Here is a 15,096-nt window from a genome sequence, read left to right on the forward strand (position 1 = left end):
CGTTGGATGCTCTCACATCCCTGTGTTCTGGATTCGCTACGCGCTCTAACGGGTCCGGCACAAATCTGTCTGGAACAGATTTGCATTAACCCGAAGGGCGTCAGGCAGGAGTCTGACGTGACCCGATAGAGCGCGTAGCGAATCCCTGCCGGAATGACGGCGATATAGCCTGCGTAGATTCCTATGGATATTAGGACAAGGCTAAATAACCGTACTGTTACTAAGCTTACAGAACATAACAAAATGTTTGAAAGACAACGTTGCTTACGCTTTGCCGAAACAACAATAATCAATACAATTCAATGACATAAATACAACAAAAGCAATTGGCACACCCCTTGCTTTATCCCTAATGTCATTAACAACAACGTCCTATAAGAGGAGAAGATCATGGCATTACGTCAATGTGCAATATATGGTAAAGGTGGAATTGGTAAGTCTACTACAACTCAAAACCTGGTTTCTGCGTTAGCGGAATTGGGCAACAGTGTAATGATAGTTGGCTGCGATCCTAAAGCTGACTCTACCCGTTTAATTCTTCATGCAAAAGCTCAAACTACTATTATGAGCTTGGCTGCTGAAGCGGGTAGTGTTGAAGATTTAGAGCTTGAAGATGTACTGAAAGCGGGTTACCGCGGTATTAAATGCGTTGAATCAGGTGGTCCTGAGCCTGGTGTCGGTTGTGCGGGTCGCGGCGTTATCACTGCGATTAACTTCCTTGAAGAAGAAGGTGCTTATGATGATGAACTTGACTTCGTTTTTTATGATGTACTTGGGGATGTTGTGTGTGGTGGCTTTGCCATGCCAATCCGTGAAAACAAGGCGCAAGAAATTTACATCGTTTGCTCGGGCGAAATGATGGCGATGTATGCGGCTAATAACATTGCCAAGGGTATTGTGAAATACGCTAACTCAGGCAGTGTGCGTTTGGCCGGTTTGATTTGTAACTCACGTGAAACTGCACGTGAAGATGAATTGATCTCAGCTTTGGCTGCAAAAATCGGCACCACCATGATTCACTTTGTACCGCGTGATAACGTTGTACAACGCGCTGAAATTCGTCGCATGACGGTTATCGAATACGAACCAGGACATAAGCAGGCGCAAGAGTACCGTGATTTAGCTATCAAAATTCGCGATAACAAGAACTTCGTTATTCCAACACCTATCACTATGGATGAACTGGAAGAATTGATGATGGAATTCGGCATTATCGATCAAGAAGACGAATCTATCATCGGTGTAACAGCGGCCGCTGAAGCAACCGCTTAATAAATGACCAACCGTAGAGACGCGATAAATCGCGTCTCTACGGGATTCCCGTCCTAAAACCTGTCTGTTGGGGGATTACCCACGGCATAAGTAGGAGACACTCATGGCTGCTCTAACAAAAGAAGAGACCGAAGCGCTTATTCAAGAAGTGCTGGAAGTCTATCCCGAACAAGCAAGGAAAGATCGCGCCAAGCATTTGGCGGTTAACGATCAATCCCTGGAAAAATCGAACAAATGTATTACTTCAAACCGTAAATCCCAACCCGGCGTAATGACCATTCGCGGTTGTGCTTACGCAGGCTCCAAGGGTGTGGTTTGGGGCCCGATTAAAGATATGATTCATATCTCGCACGGCCCGGTCGGTTGCGGACAGTATTCGCGCGCCGGTCGCCGTAACTATTATGTCGGAACTACCGGTATCAATACGTTCGGCACGATGAACTTTACTTCCGATTTTCAGGAAAAAGACATTGTTTTCGGCGGCGATAAAAAGCTCGCGAAAATCATGAACGAAATCGAAGAATTGTTTCCATTAAACAAAGGTATCAGTATTCAATCTGAGTGCCCGATCGGTTTGATCGGCGATGATATTGAAGCGGTCGCCAAAAAAGCCAACAAAGAAATCGGCAAACCTGTCGTGCCGGTTCGTTGCGAAGGTTTTCGCGGTGTTTCCCAATCGCTGGGTCATCACATTGCTAACGATGCGATTCGCGACTGGGTATTGGAAAACCGTGACGGCGACGAAAGCTTTGCCACGACGCCTTATGATGTCGCTGTGATCGGCGACTACAACATCGGCGGCGATGCCTGGGCTTCGCGTACTTTGCTGGAAGAAATGGGCTTGCGTGTAGTGGCTCAATGGTCCGGTGACGGCACCATTGCGGAAATGGAAAAAACGCCTAAGGTGAAATTGAATTTGATCCATTGCTATCGCTCAATGAACTACATTGCGCGGCACATGGAAGAAAAATACAAAATCCCCTGGATTGAGTACAACTTCTTCGGCCCCACCAAAATTGCCGAATCGTTACGCAAAATTGCCGCGTTATTCGATGAAACGATTCAAGCCGGCGCTGAAAAAGTTATCGCTAAATACCAAGCTGAATACGATGCGGTTATCGCCAAATACAAACCGCGCCTGCAAGGCAAACGCGTGATGCTCTATGTCGGAGGCTTACGCCCACGTCATGTTATCGGTGCGTATGAAGACTTGGGTATGGAAGTGGTCGGTACCGGTTATGAATTCGGCCATAACGATGACTATGACCGTACTATCAAGGAAATGGGCAATGCGACGTTGATTTATGACGACGTAACCGGTTATGAGTTTGAAGAGTTCGTTAAGCGAGTTCAACCTGACTTGATCGGTTCCGGTATCAAGGAAAAGTACATTTTTCAAAAGATGGGTATTCCGTTCCGCCAAATGCACTCCTGGGATTATTCCGGTCCTTATCACGGTTATGACGGCTTCGCCATCTTCGCCCGAGATATGGACATGACACTGAATAACCCTTGCTGGAAACAGGTGAAAGTGCCCTGGAAAACAGCTGAAAGTTCAGATGTAGCGGTCGCCGCAAGCGCTTAATTTTGTGTAGGAGCGGGGCTTCCCCCTTACCCGCTCCTACTCCTTCAACCGTCGTCCACAGATTAGTGGCGCGTAGGAGATTATCATGAGTCAAGAAGTCGAAAACATACAACCGAGCTACCCTTTATTCCGTAACGATGAATACAAGGAAAGCCTCGCCAACAAACGTGAAGCTTATGAAGAGCGTCATCCCCAGGAAAAAATTGATGAAGTGTTTCAGTGGACAACCACCAAGGAATACCAAGAACTCAATTTTAACCGTGAAGCGTTAACCGTAAACCCTGCTAAAGCCTGCCAACCCTTAGGCGCGGTACTTTGCGCGCTGGGTTTTGAAAAGACCATGCCCTATGTTCATGGTTCGCAAGGTTGCGTCGCTTATTTCCGTACCTATTTCAACCGTCATTTCAAAGAGCCTGTTGCCTGCGTTTCAGACTCCATGACTGAAGATGCGGCGGTTTTCGGCGGCCAGAAAAACATGATGGCCGGTTTGGAAAATGCCAAAGCGTTGTATAAGCCTGACATCATTGCCGTATCAACCACCTGTATGGCTGAAGTTATCGGCGACGACTTAAATGCGTTTATCAATAACGCTAAAAAAGCCGGACATATCGAACAGGAATTTCCAACGCCTTATGCGCATACCCCAAGCTTTGTCGGTAGCCATACTACGGGTTGGGATAACATGTTCGAAGGCATGTTGCGCTATTTCACCCTGAATCATATGGACGACAAGAAAGTCGGTTCAAACGGCAAGATCAACCTGGTTCCCGGCTTCGAAACCTATCTGGGCAACTACCGCGTCATGCACCGCATGATGAAGGAAATGGGCGTTGATTACTCGTTATTGAGCGATCCTTCCGAAGTATTGGATACACCGGCAGACGGCACTTTCCGCATGTATGCGGGCGGCACGACCCAAGCTGAAGTGAAAGACGCGCCTAACGCGATCGACACCTTGTTGTTGCAACCCTGGCAGTTGGAAAAAACCAAAAAGTATGTGCAAACCATCATGCATCAACCCGCTACAGCCATCAATATTCCGATGGGCCTGGAATGGACCGATGAATTCCTGATGAAAATCTCCGAACTGACCGGCAAACCGATTCCTGCTTCCTTGGAACTGGAACGTGGTCGCTTGGTGGACATGATGACTGACTCGCACACCTGGATGCACGGCAAGAAGTTTTCCTTGTACGGCGATGCGGATTTTGTGATGGGCATGACCAAATTCCTGCTGGAAATGGGCGCTGAACCGACCGACGTATTGTGCAACCATGCCAACAAACGTTGGGCGAAAGCGATGGATAAAATGCTCAAAGATTCGCCTTATGGACAAAAAACCGTCGTCCATACCGGCAAAGATTTATGGCATTTCCGTTCATTGGTCTTTACCAACAAACCGGACTTCATGATCGGCAATTCTTACGGCAAGTTCATTCAACGCGACACCTTCTATAAAGGCGAAGAGTTTGAAGTGCCGTTGATCCGCATTGGCTTCCCAATCTTTGACCGGCATCACCTGCACAGAATGACAACGCTGGGTTACGAAGGCGCTATTTATATGCTGACAACCTTGGTTAATGCCGTTCTGGAACAGTTGGATAAAGAAACCAAAGGTATGGGTACGACTGACTATAACTACGATTTGATTCGTTAAGTCAAATCCCCCTAGCCCCCTTTTACAAAGGGGGAACTGTTTATCCTTTCGTTTGAAAAAGAGGAACAGTTCATCCCCCCTTTGAAAAAGGGGGGTTAGGGGGGATTTATCAATGCGTGTAAACGGAGAACTCAATGCCTAGTGTCATGTTGAAAAAAAATGCAGAGGGCAAATTAGTCTTCTACGTCCCCAAAAAAGATTTGGAAGAAGTGGCGGAATCCGTTGAATTCGATAGTCCCGATAAATGGGGCGGTGAAGTCCTGCTTAGCGACGGATCAAAATATTATTTCGAACCGATGGATGAACAGCCGGATTTCCCCGTTACCTTGCGCGCAAAACGTTTAGATTCAGGAGAATAATCATGGCCTTATATATTGTTGAAGCGGATTGTATTTCATGCGGCGACTGCGAACCGGTCTGCCCAACCATGTCAATCACAGAAGGTTCTATTGTCTTTAAAATCGACAAAAAAACCTGCACCGAATGCGAAGGCGATTTTGACATTCCTCAATGCGTCAAAGTTTGCCCTATCGATAACTGCATTCTGCCGCTTGAGGCATAAGCAGATGAACAGCCAGGCTACACTCTCGCGAGAACTGGCTTTACGTATCGGGCTGGCGGCTCGCGCTCTGCCCGATACCGATGCCAAACGCTTGCTTTCGGTATTGACCGATTGCATCGGCCTTCCCATCACTGAAGAAAAAATTGTCGGCATTAACCTGAAAACACTCAAAACCGCGCTGGCGGGTGAGTTTTTAGATGTTGACGAACCTTTACTGACCCATGCTTTAAGCATTCTTAAATCCGGCCTGGATACTCACCCTACCGCGCAGACACAACAAGCCTATGTTGACGGCGACATGCCCGGTTCCGTTCGTATCGCCTGTGCCAGTAATGACGGCATTAACGTTGACGGCCATTTCGGTTCTTGCAGCCAATTCATGGTTTATCAGGTTTCAGCCGATGAGGCCCGGTTAATCGACATCCGTAACCCTGACATACCTAAGGGCCTGGAAGTGGATGATAAAAACGTGTTCAGGGCGGAACTGATTCAGGATTGCCAGGTACTTTATATCGCCTCGGTTGGCGGTCCTGCGGCGGCAAAGATTGTCAAACTGGGCATACACCCCATGAAGCTGCCCGGCATTGAAAGCATTGCCGACATCATCGATCAGCTGCAAACCGTTATTGCCGGAACTCCGCCGCCCTGGCTGGCTAAAGTCATGGGCATTGATGCAACTAATCGATTCAGGTTTGAAAGGGAAGCGACGGGATGATCACCACAAATCAAGTCAACGCCATAGCGGCAGAAATCGAAGCATTGGGTGTCGATGAAAGCACGATTTCGGTGCTAAGACAGCAGTACCAATCGATCCATTTCACTTACTGTATGGATGACGATCTGCCCAATAATACGCCGGTCATTGAGCATAAAGACTTCAATCTTTATTTAGTTGATGGCCGGGAACACTGTCTGTGCCTGACCAATGATTATGAAGCTGCAACGGGCATCGTCGTTGCAGAAGTCATTGCGGACTAAACGGTACTTCACATGTCCAATCGTGAAAATCCTGTCAGCGTTCCTTTTGCCGATTGCAGCCTATGCCCTTTTCGCGGCAAAACCCTGCTAATGGGGCGTTGTATGCCCGGCGATACCTGCGTATTCGTTGAAAGCGGAAGGCAAATCGACCGCTTTTTTCGAGTCAATCCCGGTTATGCCGAGCACTATCTGCACGATAATTTTTGGGAAAGGCGCGCTATTGCGGTCCGTTACGCACCGCAAAAGGCATTGACCGACTTGATTCATGATGAAGATGAAGTAGTCAGGCGCGCAATCGCCTATCGGATACCCGTGTCCCAGCTGCATCTGTTAATCGATGATCCGGATAGAGAAGTGCGCATGACCGTAGCGGATCGCATTGCGCCCGCCGATCTGGAAAAGATGGCTGACGACCAAGACTATATCGTCAGATTAACGATAGCCAGAAGGCTGCCGGAAGGACGCCTGTTCCGCTTTATTCGCGATGAAGACCTGCAAGTGCGAAAAATCGTTGCCGAACGTTTGCCCGAAGTCAGCCTGGGTTTAATGGCTCATGACAATGCACCTGAAGTCAGACGCATTGTCGCCGAGCGGATGAACCCGGACGATGCCGTGATCATGCTCAATGATGCCGACTGGGTCGTGCGCTATACCGCGGCCCAGCGCGTTGCTCCCGAAGCATTGGTCGGTCTGCTTGACGATCCCGAGCCTGATGTCCGGGCTGCGGCGCAGGAACGATTAACAAGCATTGCCCATGCAACGCATGGGATCGAGAAATAGGAAACAGTGTATGGCTGATCAACCTTTTCAACTTGACGGGCAACAGCTTGCAAAAATCTGTAAGCACACCCTGCCCGACCACAACGATGAATTAATACTCGCTAAACTTCAATCGCTGAACCCCGACTACCCGATTCGCTTGGCCAGAACAGGCGCCGAATGGTATCGCCTGGGCGGCATTGTCGATATGGACGGCAACCGCATCGCCAATGATTTGATTGAATGGACCGAAAGAACCTATATCGAATGCGGCAAAAACCTGCAAACCCTGATTGATCACGCACGGGAACAAAAGCTGATTGCCACGCGGCAAACCGGCAACACCCTGTATTTTGTTATTCAAACCGGCAGCAAAGCAGAACAATTCATCCAGATCGACATCGATAAAACCCATGAGATGTCGGACCGGTTGCTGGTCGGCGAACAGTGTCCGCCTGAGGATTTAGAAGAATTTATTGATCCACTGGACCCGGAATGCATAGAAACATTCTGCATTGGAACCTCGCGTTATTCTTATCGACGTAAAACTGACGTGTCGATTTTCATGGATGAAATCAATAAATACCATATCAAAGAACATCCGGCGCAACGTTTTATGGATGACTGGAACCGAAGCAGCGCCCAGCAAAAAGCCGCGCTTTGCGATGACTGGATTGTCCGGCCTTTCAGGCATACCGGGCGCTTTGGGGAACAAATAATCAACGTCGAAATCATCAATACCCAGCAAAAAAACGTCCCGCAACTGGACGATATTAACGGCAAGAAAGGCACCTCGCTGCATACCCTGTTGACCCGTTTCGATCGGCAGGCCGGTTATCCGTTTGCCTGGTTCTTTTATATGGTTAAAGGCAAGCTGGTTTCTCCGCACAGCGGCGTAGCGGTTTTTAAGGATATCAGCGGAGATTTTTCTTATTTACCCGAACGCGATGTCGCGGTACTTAAAGACTGGATTAACACGCCTTATAGCGTGTAGCGAACACTCGATTTTTCATCACCTGCTTTGCAATGCAAAGCATATTTTTAAACCATAGGAGTAAACACCATGTCAATTGCACAAATAAAAGCATTCTCTGAACACGCAAAAGCAGATCCTGAATTAAAAGAAAAGCTGTTAGCCGTTCAAAAAATCAGAGAACTGATTGCATTGGGCAAAGAATATAATTTTGAACTGGATGAAGTGGAACTGTATCCGCCCAACGAACCGCAATTCGTCGAAGAACAACTTTCCGAAAGAATGACTAAGGCTTTGTTGAGAGTTTAAGTTTTCGTAGGTTGGTGCCGACGTAAGGAAGCCCACTGAATTGTTGGGCTTCGTACCTCAGCGCCAACCTACGCAATATCCGCCATACGATCTTGGCAAATTTGTTGCCAGGCCCGATGCTGTTGCAAGATCGTCAATGCCGATTCCAGCAGCGCAAGACCCGCCTCGGTCCGATGCCAGGTCGACGCACCGGACGGATGCGGCAACGGAATCGCTTCGGTGCGGTGGCCGTGAAAAGTAACGGGATGAAGCTTGCCGATCACATCGTTCAGTCTTTTAACCGGCATCAATTGGCCAATCGCCAGTTTGCCGACCGGCAGGATCAGGTCGGGCTTAAGCAAATCGACTTCCGCCTGCAGCCAGCCCGCGCAGTTATCGATTTCGGCCGGACTCGGCACACGATCTCCGCCCTTCGGATTTTTACCCGGAAAACAGCGACACACGGCGGCCATGTAGACACGCTGCCGAAAAGCCTGTTCATCAAGCCCGATGCGCTCAAACCATTTGAACATCGTTTTACCTGCCGTCCAGGCAAACGGTTTACCGAAACCGCCTTCTTTGTCGCCGGGCGCCTGCCCTATCAGCAAAATCTTCGATAGTACCGGGCTCCCGCTCACGACCGGACCGATCATCTCGGGGCATCGGCTGCAATTCGACAATGCAGCGCGATGGGCGCGCATCAATTGTTCGCGTATAGGCATCTTAAAAATCAATCTCGATGCCGACCGGGCAATGATCCGATCCGCTTATCTCCGGCAGAATAAAGGCCTGCTTGACGTTGCCGGCCAGTGTTTTACTGGTCAACACATAATCGATCCGCCAACCGACATTTCTTGCCCTGGCGCCGCCGCGGAAACTCCACCAGCTGTAGGCGACGGTGTCCGGATGGAAATGCCGGAAGGTATCAACCAGTCCGGCATCGAGAAAACGGCTGAATCCGTCGATTTCAACCTGGGTATAACCGGCCGATTTATTATAATTCGGCTTCGGCCGCGCAATATCGATTTCCTGGTGTGCGACGTTAAAATCGCCGCAAGCGATCAGCGGCTTCTTCTTTTGCAGTTGCCGGCAATAGGCCAGAAACTCGATATCCCAAGTTTGGCGATAATCCAGCCGGGCCAATGCCTCGCCCGAATTCGGCACATAAACGTTGAGCAGGAAAAAATTCTCGAATTCGGCGACGATCACGCGGCCTTCGCGGTCATGCTCGACAATGCCGATGTCGCTGATAACTTGCAGCGGCTCCTTCCGGGATAAGATCGTGACGCCGGAATAACCCTTGCGTTCGGCGCAGTTGGAATAAACCCGGTAGCCGTCAATGCCTTCCAGCGCCTTGTCGATCTGATCGGCCTGGGCCTTGGTTTCCTGCAACAGAATGCAGTCGGCATCGAGCAGCGCCAGCGTTTCGGCAAAGCCTTTGCTTTGCACAGCGCGAACGCCGTTGACATTCCAGGAAATGATTTTCATGCGATGATTCCATCTGATAGGTTAGAAGTTGATATTTTAATGGTAAATCTGTGTTTTGTGACTTTGACTTTCTTCAAAAAAAGACCTGTCTCCATTTGTTCCTCCGTTTCATCTGGCCCACTTGCTAAGTGTCTATCAACTTAGCAACTTGCTCTTTTATGTACTCTCTCATCTCATATTCAGTGCCAAATACAGACAGGAAGTTTGGGATGTTTTTGCAGCACAATAATTCATACATATGCTCTCTCCATAGGCTGTTCACCCTGCTGCTCAATCCTGCTAATGCAAGTAAATGTTCAGGCGATTTGGCTTTTACGAAAGCCCACTTGGGTAACTTAAACATGCCATCTATTTGACCGATTATTTCGTATTTGAGAGCATCAATTTTGAATGGAGAGATTCTTTTGGGTTGAAATAAATTTTCAAGGAAAAGATGAATTATGAGGAAGTCACTATAGAAGTAGCTGATTTCCAATGACTCGCCATGATGTTCTTCCTTAATATCAACAAGAAGAATTCCACCGCCACGTCCTGCTCCATGCGAAGGTGAGTGAAGTCGAAAACCTTCCAGGTTAGAAAATAGCGGGCGAATCAATTTTCTGTGAATTTTCCAGCTATTTGTTTTTCCTGCGACAGTTTTAAGTTGAATGGGGACAAGTGTGAGTCGATCATCGAAAATTAAATCAAATCCATCACAATCAACTGTTGGCGTATAAATTAGTAAATCGTAACCGCAAACTGCCGCCGCCAGCAGCAGATCGTGTTTTATTCTACTCGTTAATAATAACTCTCTCGCATTACTGTATCGAGAAGAGGAGAGAAAATTTGATAATTGCGATTTCATTCTAAAATTTAAGCCCCGTAGGGCGTAATAGCGTATTGCGCCGCGTGAATACTAAGATTGCACTTCGAAGTTTAATCCATCTTCTTTTAAAACGTCCTCAAGCGGAATAGTACTTTCATCTTTACGCTCAGCAATGGTAGCCAAGTCTTCAAAGTCTTCTAACAACTCCAGATAATCTGCCATTGGCAAAATCACCGACAATTTTTGTCTGTTTGCATTGGTTATGTATTGTGGTTGTGTGGTGTGCTCATGGTCTGTCTTGGCTCCTGTTTTCTGTTGCCCCGGATTATACTGCTTTGGGCATAGCAAGAAACGCTTTCAAAATCCATCGTTATTTCAATCCAAACGGTTTTCAAGCTTCGCAACCTTATTCATCCGCTCATGAAGAACTGCGATAATGCAAGGCCGCTTCCCTTCAGGATGAATATAAAAAATGTAGTGATGCTCGCACCGCGTTACCTGTATTTGAGGGTAGCGTTCAGAGAAGGAACGCGAAAAAGACGATCTGTCGGCAATTTCGAGAAAACGTCGCTCAAGCAGTCCCGCATATTGCAAAGACTGATTTTTACCCCACTGCTTCAACGTATAACGGGCGATGTCTTTGAGGTCATCTTCTGCTGAAGGAGTTAACTCATAAGGCGGCATTTGGTTACTGCATTTCTTCTTGATGAGTTTCCTCGAAAATCTGCTGTACGGACTTGTTGACGACTCCCCCTTGCTCTGCTGCCTCGATACGCGGCTTCAGGAACGCTTCCAGTTGGCGCAATGCGTCTTCCTCGCTTGCTGCATTTATTTCCGGCAACGGCTGAAAGACACGTTCCAAGACATAGTCTTTGATGCTCTGCCCCCGCAAAGCCGATACAGCTTTGAGTCGTTGATGTTGTTCCTGAGTTACTTCGATAGATAGGCGCATAAATTTCTCCTTCCAGACTTCGTGGTTTAAACAGCATAACATTGAAAACAACAAAACCACAAATGTACATTTGTGCAGCGCAATGTATGCTTCGGCCTCTATGTTTACCGTACATCGTCGTTATTGCCTTTGTAATACCTCTTCTCCATTTTGTAAGCTTTGCTACAAGCCAATCCCATACAAAATACAACAATTTCAATGCCATACAAAATGGCACAACGATTGCTTTAGCTTAATCAAACAAAGCTATTGGTCAAGCCGATGAAATCAACTAAAGACATTGCCGCGCTGCTGGACGAACCTGCCTGTGAGCATAACAAGAAGGAAAAATCCGGTTGCGCCAAACCCAAACCCGGCGCTTCTGCAGGCGGCTGCGCTTTTGACGGTGCGCAGATTGCATTGCTGCCGATTGCCGATGTCGCGCATATCGTCCACGGGCCGATTGCTTGTGCGGGCAGTTCCTGGGACAACCGGGGCACGCGCTCTTCCGGAGCGGATTTATACCGCATCGGCATGACCACCGATTTGACTGAGCAGGACATCGTGATGGGACGCTCGGAAAAACGCTTGTTCCATGCCATCAAGCAAGCGATAGATACTTACTCACCGCCCGCCGTGTTTATTTACAACACCTGCGTCCCGGCCTTGGTCGGTGATGACATTAACGCGGTGTGCAAGTCCGCCCAGGAGCGCTGGGGCGTTCCGGTGGTGCCGATTGATTCTGCCGGATTTTACGGCACCAAGAATCTGGGCAACCGCATTGCCGGCGACGCCATGGTTAATCATGTGATCGGCACCCGCGATCCCGACCCCTTGCCGTTAACCGTTCAACGCGCGGAAATAAAGATCCATGACGTTAACCTGATCGGCGAATACAACATCGCCGGTGAGTTCTGGCATGTGTTGCCGCTGTTCGATGAACTGGGTCTGCGCATCTTATGCACACTGTCCGGCGATGCGCGGTTCCGCGAAGTGCAAACCATGCACAAAGCCGAAGTCAATATGATGGTTTGCTCGAAAGCGATGATCAACGTCGCTCGTAAATTACAACAAAAGTACGGCACGCCGTGGTTTGAAGGCAGTTACTACGGCATTACCGACACCAGCCAATCGTTAAGAGATTTCGCCAAAGTGCTTAACGATGCCGACTTAACAGAACGCACCGAGGCGCTGATACAGCGCGAAGAAACCCGGATCAGGAAAGAACTGGAGCCGTGGAAAGCGCGCCTGAAAGGCAAACGGGTGTTGCTGTTTACCGGCGGCGTAAAAAGCTGGTCGGTGATTTCCGCGTTGCAGGATTTGGGCATGGTGGTGGTTGCGACCGGCACCAAAAAATCCACCGAAGAAGACAAGGCCAGAATCCGTGAATTGATGGGCGAAGATACGGTGATGATCGACGACGGCAGCCCAAGAGCATTGCTGAAAATCGTCCATGACTACAAGGCCGACATCCTGATCGCCGGCGGTCGCAACATGTACACCGCGTTGAAAGCCAAGGTTCCGTTTTTGGATATTAACCAGGAACGCGAATTCGGTTATGAAGGCTACCAAGGCATGCTGGAGCTGGTGCGCCAACTGGCATTGACGATTGAAAGCCCGGTATGGGAGGCGGTTAGAGCGCCTGCGCCGTGGAAAGTCAAAAATAAGGAAAAAAGCTTATTTGAATCCCCTCATCCCAACCTTCTCCCTCAGGGAGAAGGAGCTCCCACTCTTAATTCAGCAGTATCAAATATTGACGAGGAGGCGAGCAATGGCTGACATCCTGAAAAGAAACAAAGCGCTATCGGTCAATCCGCTGAAAGCCAGCCAACCGATAGGCGGCTCGCTGGCGACATTGGGTTTTAATCGCGCCATGCCGATGCTGCACGGCTCGCAAGGCTGCACCGCATTTGCCAAAGTGTTTTTTGTACGCCACTTCAGGGAACCTATTCCGTTGCAAAGTACGGCAATGGATCAAGGCAGTTCGGTGATGGGAGCGGACGAAAATGTGCGCGAGGGCATTCTTACCATTGCCGAAAAATCCCGCCCTGCCCTGATTACTATTTTGACTACCGGTTTGGCAGAAACACAAGGCGCTGATGTACACCGGAATGTCAGGGAATTTAGGGAAGCTAATCCGGAATTTGCCGATATTGCAGTTGTCGCGGTTAATACCCCGGATTTTACCGGCAGCGTCGAAACCGGTTTTGCGGCGACTCTGACTGAAATTATTCGCGCTTTGGTACCGGATGCCAAGGAGGCCGGAACTTATCCCGGCAAACGAAAGCGCCAGGTCAATGTCCTGGTCAATTACATGCTGACACCAGGCGATCTCGAAGCGCTTCGGGATATTTTCGAGCAATTCCAGCTCAGGCCGGTTTTCGTACCGGATATTTCCGATTCGCTGGACGGCTGTTTGACCGATGAAGATTTCAGCCCTGTCACTATCGGCGGCACCCTGATATCTGAAATGGCGACGCTCGGCGATGCGCTGGCGACGGTGGTTATCGGCCCATCGCTAACCAAAGCGGCGGAATTGCTGGAACAAAAAACCGGCGTACCGACCTATGCCCTCGATCATCTTTACGGCTTGAAAGCCAATGATGCATTGATTTCCGCATTGGCTGAAATCAGCGGTCACGATGTGCCTGAGCGCATTGAACGGCAGCGCTCGCAGTTACAGGACGCCATGCTCGACACGCATTTTATGCTCGGCCAATTACGTATCGCCATTGCCGCCGATGCGGATTTACTGAATGCGTTTGTCGATCAGGTTCAGGAAATGGGTGCGGAAGTCGTTGCCGCGGTCACTTCCTGCAACGTGCCGCTGTTGGCGCGAATCCCCGTCGCCAGCATCAAAATAGGCGACCTTGAAGACATGGAATTGATCGGCAAAGCCAACAAGGTGCAACTGGTGATCGGCAATTCTCACGCTGTCGATACCGCCGAACGGCTGGGCACGCCTATTTTGAGAGCCGGGTTCCCGTTGTACGACATTATCGGCGGCTACCAGAAAACCTGGATCGGTTATCGCGGCTCCCGGCAAACGCTGTTTGATCTGGCCAACCTGGTCATCAATTTTTCGCATGAAGAAATTCCGATTTACCGCTCGGTGTACGCCCAAAAACCCGCCAGCGAACTAACAGACTACCCGCTGTCATGTCATTAACAAGACGCATGCACATAGTGCAAAGCACTGATGAGAGGAAGTTTATGGAAACCGCATTAAAAATAGCGTTTGCCACGACCGATATGGAAACGGTAAACCAACATTTCGGCTCGGCCAAATCCTTCGCGATTTATGCGGTGGATATGGACGACGCGCAATTGCTGGAAGCCGCCCAATTCGGCGAACTCAGCCAGGACGGCAATGAAGATAAGCTGTCGGTCAAGATCGAATTACTGGATGGCTGTGCGGCGGTGTATTGCCAAGCCATTGGCGGTTCGGCCATTAACCAACTGATCACCAAAAACATACAGCCGGTCAAGGTCCATGAAGGCGGCAAGATTAAAGACCTGATCGTTGACCTGCAAAATGAGATGAAAGCTGGGCCCTCCAGTTGGCTGGCAAAGGCGATTAATCAGCATAAGAGTCCCGATCCTCAGCGCTTTAATCAAATGGAAGATGAAGGCTGGGATGAGTGATATTTCATCAACGCCGGGCGGGGCATGTTGCCCCGTCCGAAACGTTTAGCGTAACCACTTTGCTTTGGTATATAGCGGAAACGTTAGGAACGGGGTTGCAAACCCCGTCCCGCCTAGGAGACTGTCGGATTTAGCAGTGCAAAAAGTGTTAAA

General features: G+C 49.0%; 19 protein-coding genes. 13 read left to right on the plus strand and 6 right to left on the minus strand.

Features of this window, described 5'->3' with window-relative positions; genetic code table 11:
* Window positions 1–390 precede the first annotated feature (390 nt).
* The 10 genes from nifH to METTU_RS14465 all read left to right on the plus strand — a co-directional run bounded on the left by nifH (window position 391) and on the right by METTU_RS14465 (window position 8,095).
* On the plus strand, window positions 391–1,272 hold the full coding sequence (gene nifH / locus METTU_RS14420; RefSeq protein ID WP_006892491.1) for a nitrogenase iron protein: 882 nt from the start codon (window positions 391–393) through the stop codon (window positions 1,270–1,272).
* Between the two features lie 103 nt (window positions 1,273–1,375).
* Complete coding sequence (gene nifD, locus METTU_RS14425) at window positions 1,376–2,857, plus strand: nitrogenase molybdenum-iron protein alpha chain (RefSeq protein ID WP_006892492.1); 1,482 nt, start codon at window positions 1,376–1,378, stop codon at window positions 2,855–2,857.
* Between the two features lie 85 nt (window positions 2,858–2,942).
* Entirely contained in the window at window positions 2,943–4,514 is a 1,572-nt protein-coding gene (nifK, locus tag METTU_RS14430; protein WP_006892493.1) for a nitrogenase molybdenum-iron protein subunit beta, read from the plus strand.
* Between the two features lie 134 nt (window positions 4,515–4,648).
* Complete coding sequence (gene nifT / locus METTU_RS14435; protein ID WP_006892494.1) at window positions 4,649–4,873, plus strand: putative nitrogen fixation protein NifT; 225 nt, start codon at window positions 4,649–4,651, stop codon at window positions 4,871–4,873.
* Window positions 4,874–4,875: 2 nt separating this feature from the next.
* The gene (locus METTU_RS14440; protein WP_006892495.1) at window positions 4,876–5,076 is read left to right on the plus strand and encodes a 4Fe-4S binding protein; all 201 of its coding nucleotides are present in this window, start codon (window positions 4,876–4,878) and stop codon (window positions 5,074–5,076) included.
* A gap of 4 nt (window positions 5,077–5,080) precedes the next feature.
* Window positions 5,081–5,791 (plus strand): nitrogen fixation protein NifX, encoded by a 711-nt coding sequence (nifX, locus tag METTU_RS14445; RefSeq protein WP_006892496.1) that lies wholly within the window; start codon window positions 5,081–5,083, stop codon window positions 5,789–5,791.
* On the plus strand, window positions 5,788–6,054 hold the full coding sequence (locus METTU_RS14450; protein WP_006892497.1) for a DUF6129 family protein: 267 nt from the start codon (window positions 5,788–5,790) through the stop codon (window positions 6,052–6,054). The genes nifX (METTU_RS14445) and METTU_RS14450 overlap by 4 nt, the downstream gene beginning before the upstream one ends.
* A gap of 12 nt (window positions 6,055–6,066) precedes the next feature.
* Window positions 6,067–6,834 carry a 4Fe4S-binding leucine-rich repeat protein gene (locus METTU_RS14455; protein WP_006892498.1) on the plus strand — a complete coding sequence of 256 codons (768 nt, stop codon included), beginning with the start codon at window positions 6,067–6,069 and terminating at the stop codon, window positions 6,832–6,834.
* 10 nt (window positions 6,835–6,844) lie between these two features.
* A complete protein-coding gene (locus METTU_RS14460) occupies window positions 6,845–7,807 on the plus strand; it encodes a hypothetical protein (RefSeq protein WP_006892499.1) in 963 nt (320 codons plus the stop codon).
* 69 nt (window positions 7,808–7,876) lie between these two features.
* Entirely contained in the window at window positions 7,877–8,095 is a 219-nt protein-coding gene (locus tag METTU_RS14465; protein ID WP_006892500.1) for a Nif11-like leader peptide family natural product precursor, read from the plus strand.
* Between the two features lie 68 nt (window positions 8,096–8,163).
* Here the strand turns inward: METTU_RS14465 and METTU_RS14470 are convergent, their stop codons facing one another.
* From METTU_RS14470 to METTU_RS14495, 6 genes are all read right to left on the minus strand, one after another.
* A complete protein-coding gene (locus tag METTU_RS14470; protein ID WP_006892501.1) occupies window positions 8,164–8,796 on the minus strand; it encodes a uracil-DNA glycosylase family protein in 633 nt (210 codons plus the stop codon).
* Between the two features lies 1 nt (window position 8,797).
* Window positions 8,798–9,562: an exodeoxyribonuclease III gene (locus METTU_RS14475; protein ID WP_006892502.1), complete on the minus strand. Its 765-nt coding sequence runs from the start codon at window positions 9,560–9,562 to the stop codon at window positions 8,798–8,800.
* Between the two features lie 124 nt (window positions 9,563–9,686).
* Window positions 9,687–10,406, minus strand: coding sequence for a hypothetical protein (locus METTU_RS14480; protein WP_006892503.1), 720 nt, complete (start codon window positions 10,404–10,406; stop codon window positions 9,687–9,689).
* A 51-nt stretch (window positions 10,407–10,457) separates the two neighbouring features.
* Window positions 10,458–10,589 (minus strand): hypothetical protein, encoded by a 132-nt coding sequence (locus METTU_RS24850; RefSeq protein ID WP_302050592.1) that lies wholly within the window; start codon window positions 10,587–10,589, stop codon window positions 10,458–10,460.
* Window positions 10,590–10,742: 153 nt separating this feature from the next.
* Complete coding sequence (locus METTU_RS14490) at window positions 10,743–11,051, minus strand: type II toxin-antitoxin system RelE/ParE family toxin (protein WP_006892505.1); 309 nt, start codon at window positions 11,049–11,051, stop codon at window positions 10,743–10,745.
* A gap of 4 nt (window positions 11,052–11,055) precedes the next feature.
* Window positions 11,056–11,319, minus strand: coding sequence for an antitoxin (locus METTU_RS14495; RefSeq protein WP_006892506.1), 264 nt, complete (start codon window positions 11,317–11,319; stop codon window positions 11,056–11,058).
* Between the two features lie 261 nt (window positions 11,320–11,580).
* On the opposite strand from METTU_RS14495, the gene nifE reads away from it, so the two are divergent.
* From nifE to nifX (METTU_RS14510), 3 genes are read left to right on the plus strand one after another with little or no spacing between them, the layout of a single operon-like run.
* Complete coding sequence (nifE, locus tag METTU_RS14500; protein ID WP_006892507.1) at window positions 11,581–13,077, plus strand: nitrogenase iron-molybdenum cofactor biosynthesis protein NifE; 1,497 nt, start codon at window positions 11,581–11,583, stop codon at window positions 13,075–13,077.
* Window positions 13,070–14,467 (plus strand): nitrogenase iron-molybdenum cofactor biosynthesis protein NifN, encoded by a 1,398-nt coding sequence (gene nifN / locus METTU_RS14505; protein WP_006892508.1) that lies wholly within the window; start codon window positions 13,070–13,072, stop codon window positions 14,465–14,467. Before nifE ends, nifN begins: the two co-directional genes overlap by 8 nt.
* Window positions 14,468–14,511: 44 nt before the next feature.
* Entirely contained in the window at window positions 14,512–14,943 is a 432-nt protein-coding gene (gene nifX, locus METTU_RS14510; protein WP_006892509.1) for a nitrogen fixation protein NifX, read from the plus strand.
* Window positions 14,944–15,096 lie beyond the last annotated feature (153 nt).

This window comes from Methylobacter tundripaludum SV96 (assembly GCF_000190755.2).
In the GTDB taxonomy this organism is placed as follows: Bacteria; Pseudomonadota; Gammaproteobacteria; order Methylococcales; family Methylomonadaceae; genus Methylobacter_A; species Methylobacter_A tundripaludum.

Bases quoted from the DNA above. Each gene is read 5' to 3' on its own strand.
- nifH (WP_006892491.1), top strand. From the start codon at position 391: ATGGCATTACGTCAATGTGCAATATATGGTAAAGGTGGAATTGGTAAG.
- METTU_RS14440 (WP_006892495.1), top strand. From the start codon at position 4,876: ATGGCCTTATATATTGTTGAAGCGGATTGTATTTCATGCGGCGACTGC.
- nifX (WP_006892509.1), top strand. From the start codon at position 14,512: ATGGAAACCGCATTAAAAATAGCGTTTGCCACGACCGATATGGAAACG.
- METTU_RS14460 (WP_006892499.1), top strand. From the start codon at position 6,845: ATGGCTGATCAACCTTTTCAACTTGACGGGCAACAGCTTGCAAAAATC.
- METTU_RS24850 (WP_302050592.1), bottom strand. From the start codon at position 10,589: ATGGCAGATTATCTGGAGTTGTTAGAAGACTTTGAAGACTTGGCTACC.
- METTU_RS14455 (WP_006892498.1), top strand. From the start codon at position 6,067: ATGTCCAATCGTGAAAATCCTGTCAGCGTTCCTTTTGCCGATTGCAGC.
- METTU_RS14475 (WP_006892502.1), bottom strand. From the start codon at position 9,562: ATGAAAATCATTTCCTGGAATGTCAACGGCGTTCGCGCTGTGCAAAGC.
- nifD (WP_006892492.1), top strand. From the start codon at position 1,376: ATGGCTGCTCTAACAAAAGAAGAGACCGAAGCGCTTATTCAAGAAGTG.
- nifE (WP_006892507.1), top strand. From the start codon at position 11,581: ATGAAATCAACTAAAGACATTGCCGCGCTGCTGGACGAACCTGCCTGT.
- nifT (WP_006892494.1), top strand. From the start codon at position 4,649: ATGCCTAGTGTCATGTTGAAAAAAAATGCAGAGGGCAAATTAGTCTTC.
- METTU_RS14465 (WP_006892500.1), top strand. From the start codon at position 7,877: ATGTCAATTGCACAAATAAAAGCATTCTCTGAACACGCAAAAGCAGAT.
- nifX (WP_006892496.1), top strand. From the start codon at position 5,081: ATGAACAGCCAGGCTACACTCTCGCGAGAACTGGCTTTACGTATCGGG.
- METTU_RS14490 (WP_006892505.1), bottom strand. From the start codon at position 11,051: ATGCCGCCTTATGAGTTAACTCCTTCAGCAGAAGATGACCTCAAAGAC.
- METTU_RS14495 (WP_006892506.1), bottom strand. From the start codon at position 11,319: ATGCGCCTATCTATCGAAGTAACTCAGGAACAACATCAACGACTCAAA.
- nifN (WP_006892508.1), top strand. From the start codon at position 13,070: ATGGCTGACATCCTGAAAAGAAACAAAGCGCTATCGGTCAATCCGCTG.
- METTU_RS14450 (WP_006892497.1), top strand. From the start codon at position 5,788: ATGATCACCACAAATCAAGTCAACGCCATAGCGGCAGAAATCGAAGCA.
- METTU_RS14470 (WP_006892501.1), bottom strand. From the start codon at position 8,796: ATGCCTATACGCGAACAATTGATGCGCGCCCATCGCGCTGCATTGTCG.
- METTU_RS14480 (WP_006892503.1), bottom strand. From the start codon at position 10,406: ATGAAATCGCAATTATCAAATTTTCTCTCCTCTTCTCGATACAGTAAT.
- nifK (WP_006892493.1), top strand. From the start codon at position 2,943: ATGAGTCAAGAAGTCGAAAACATACAACCGAGCTACCCTTTATTCCGT.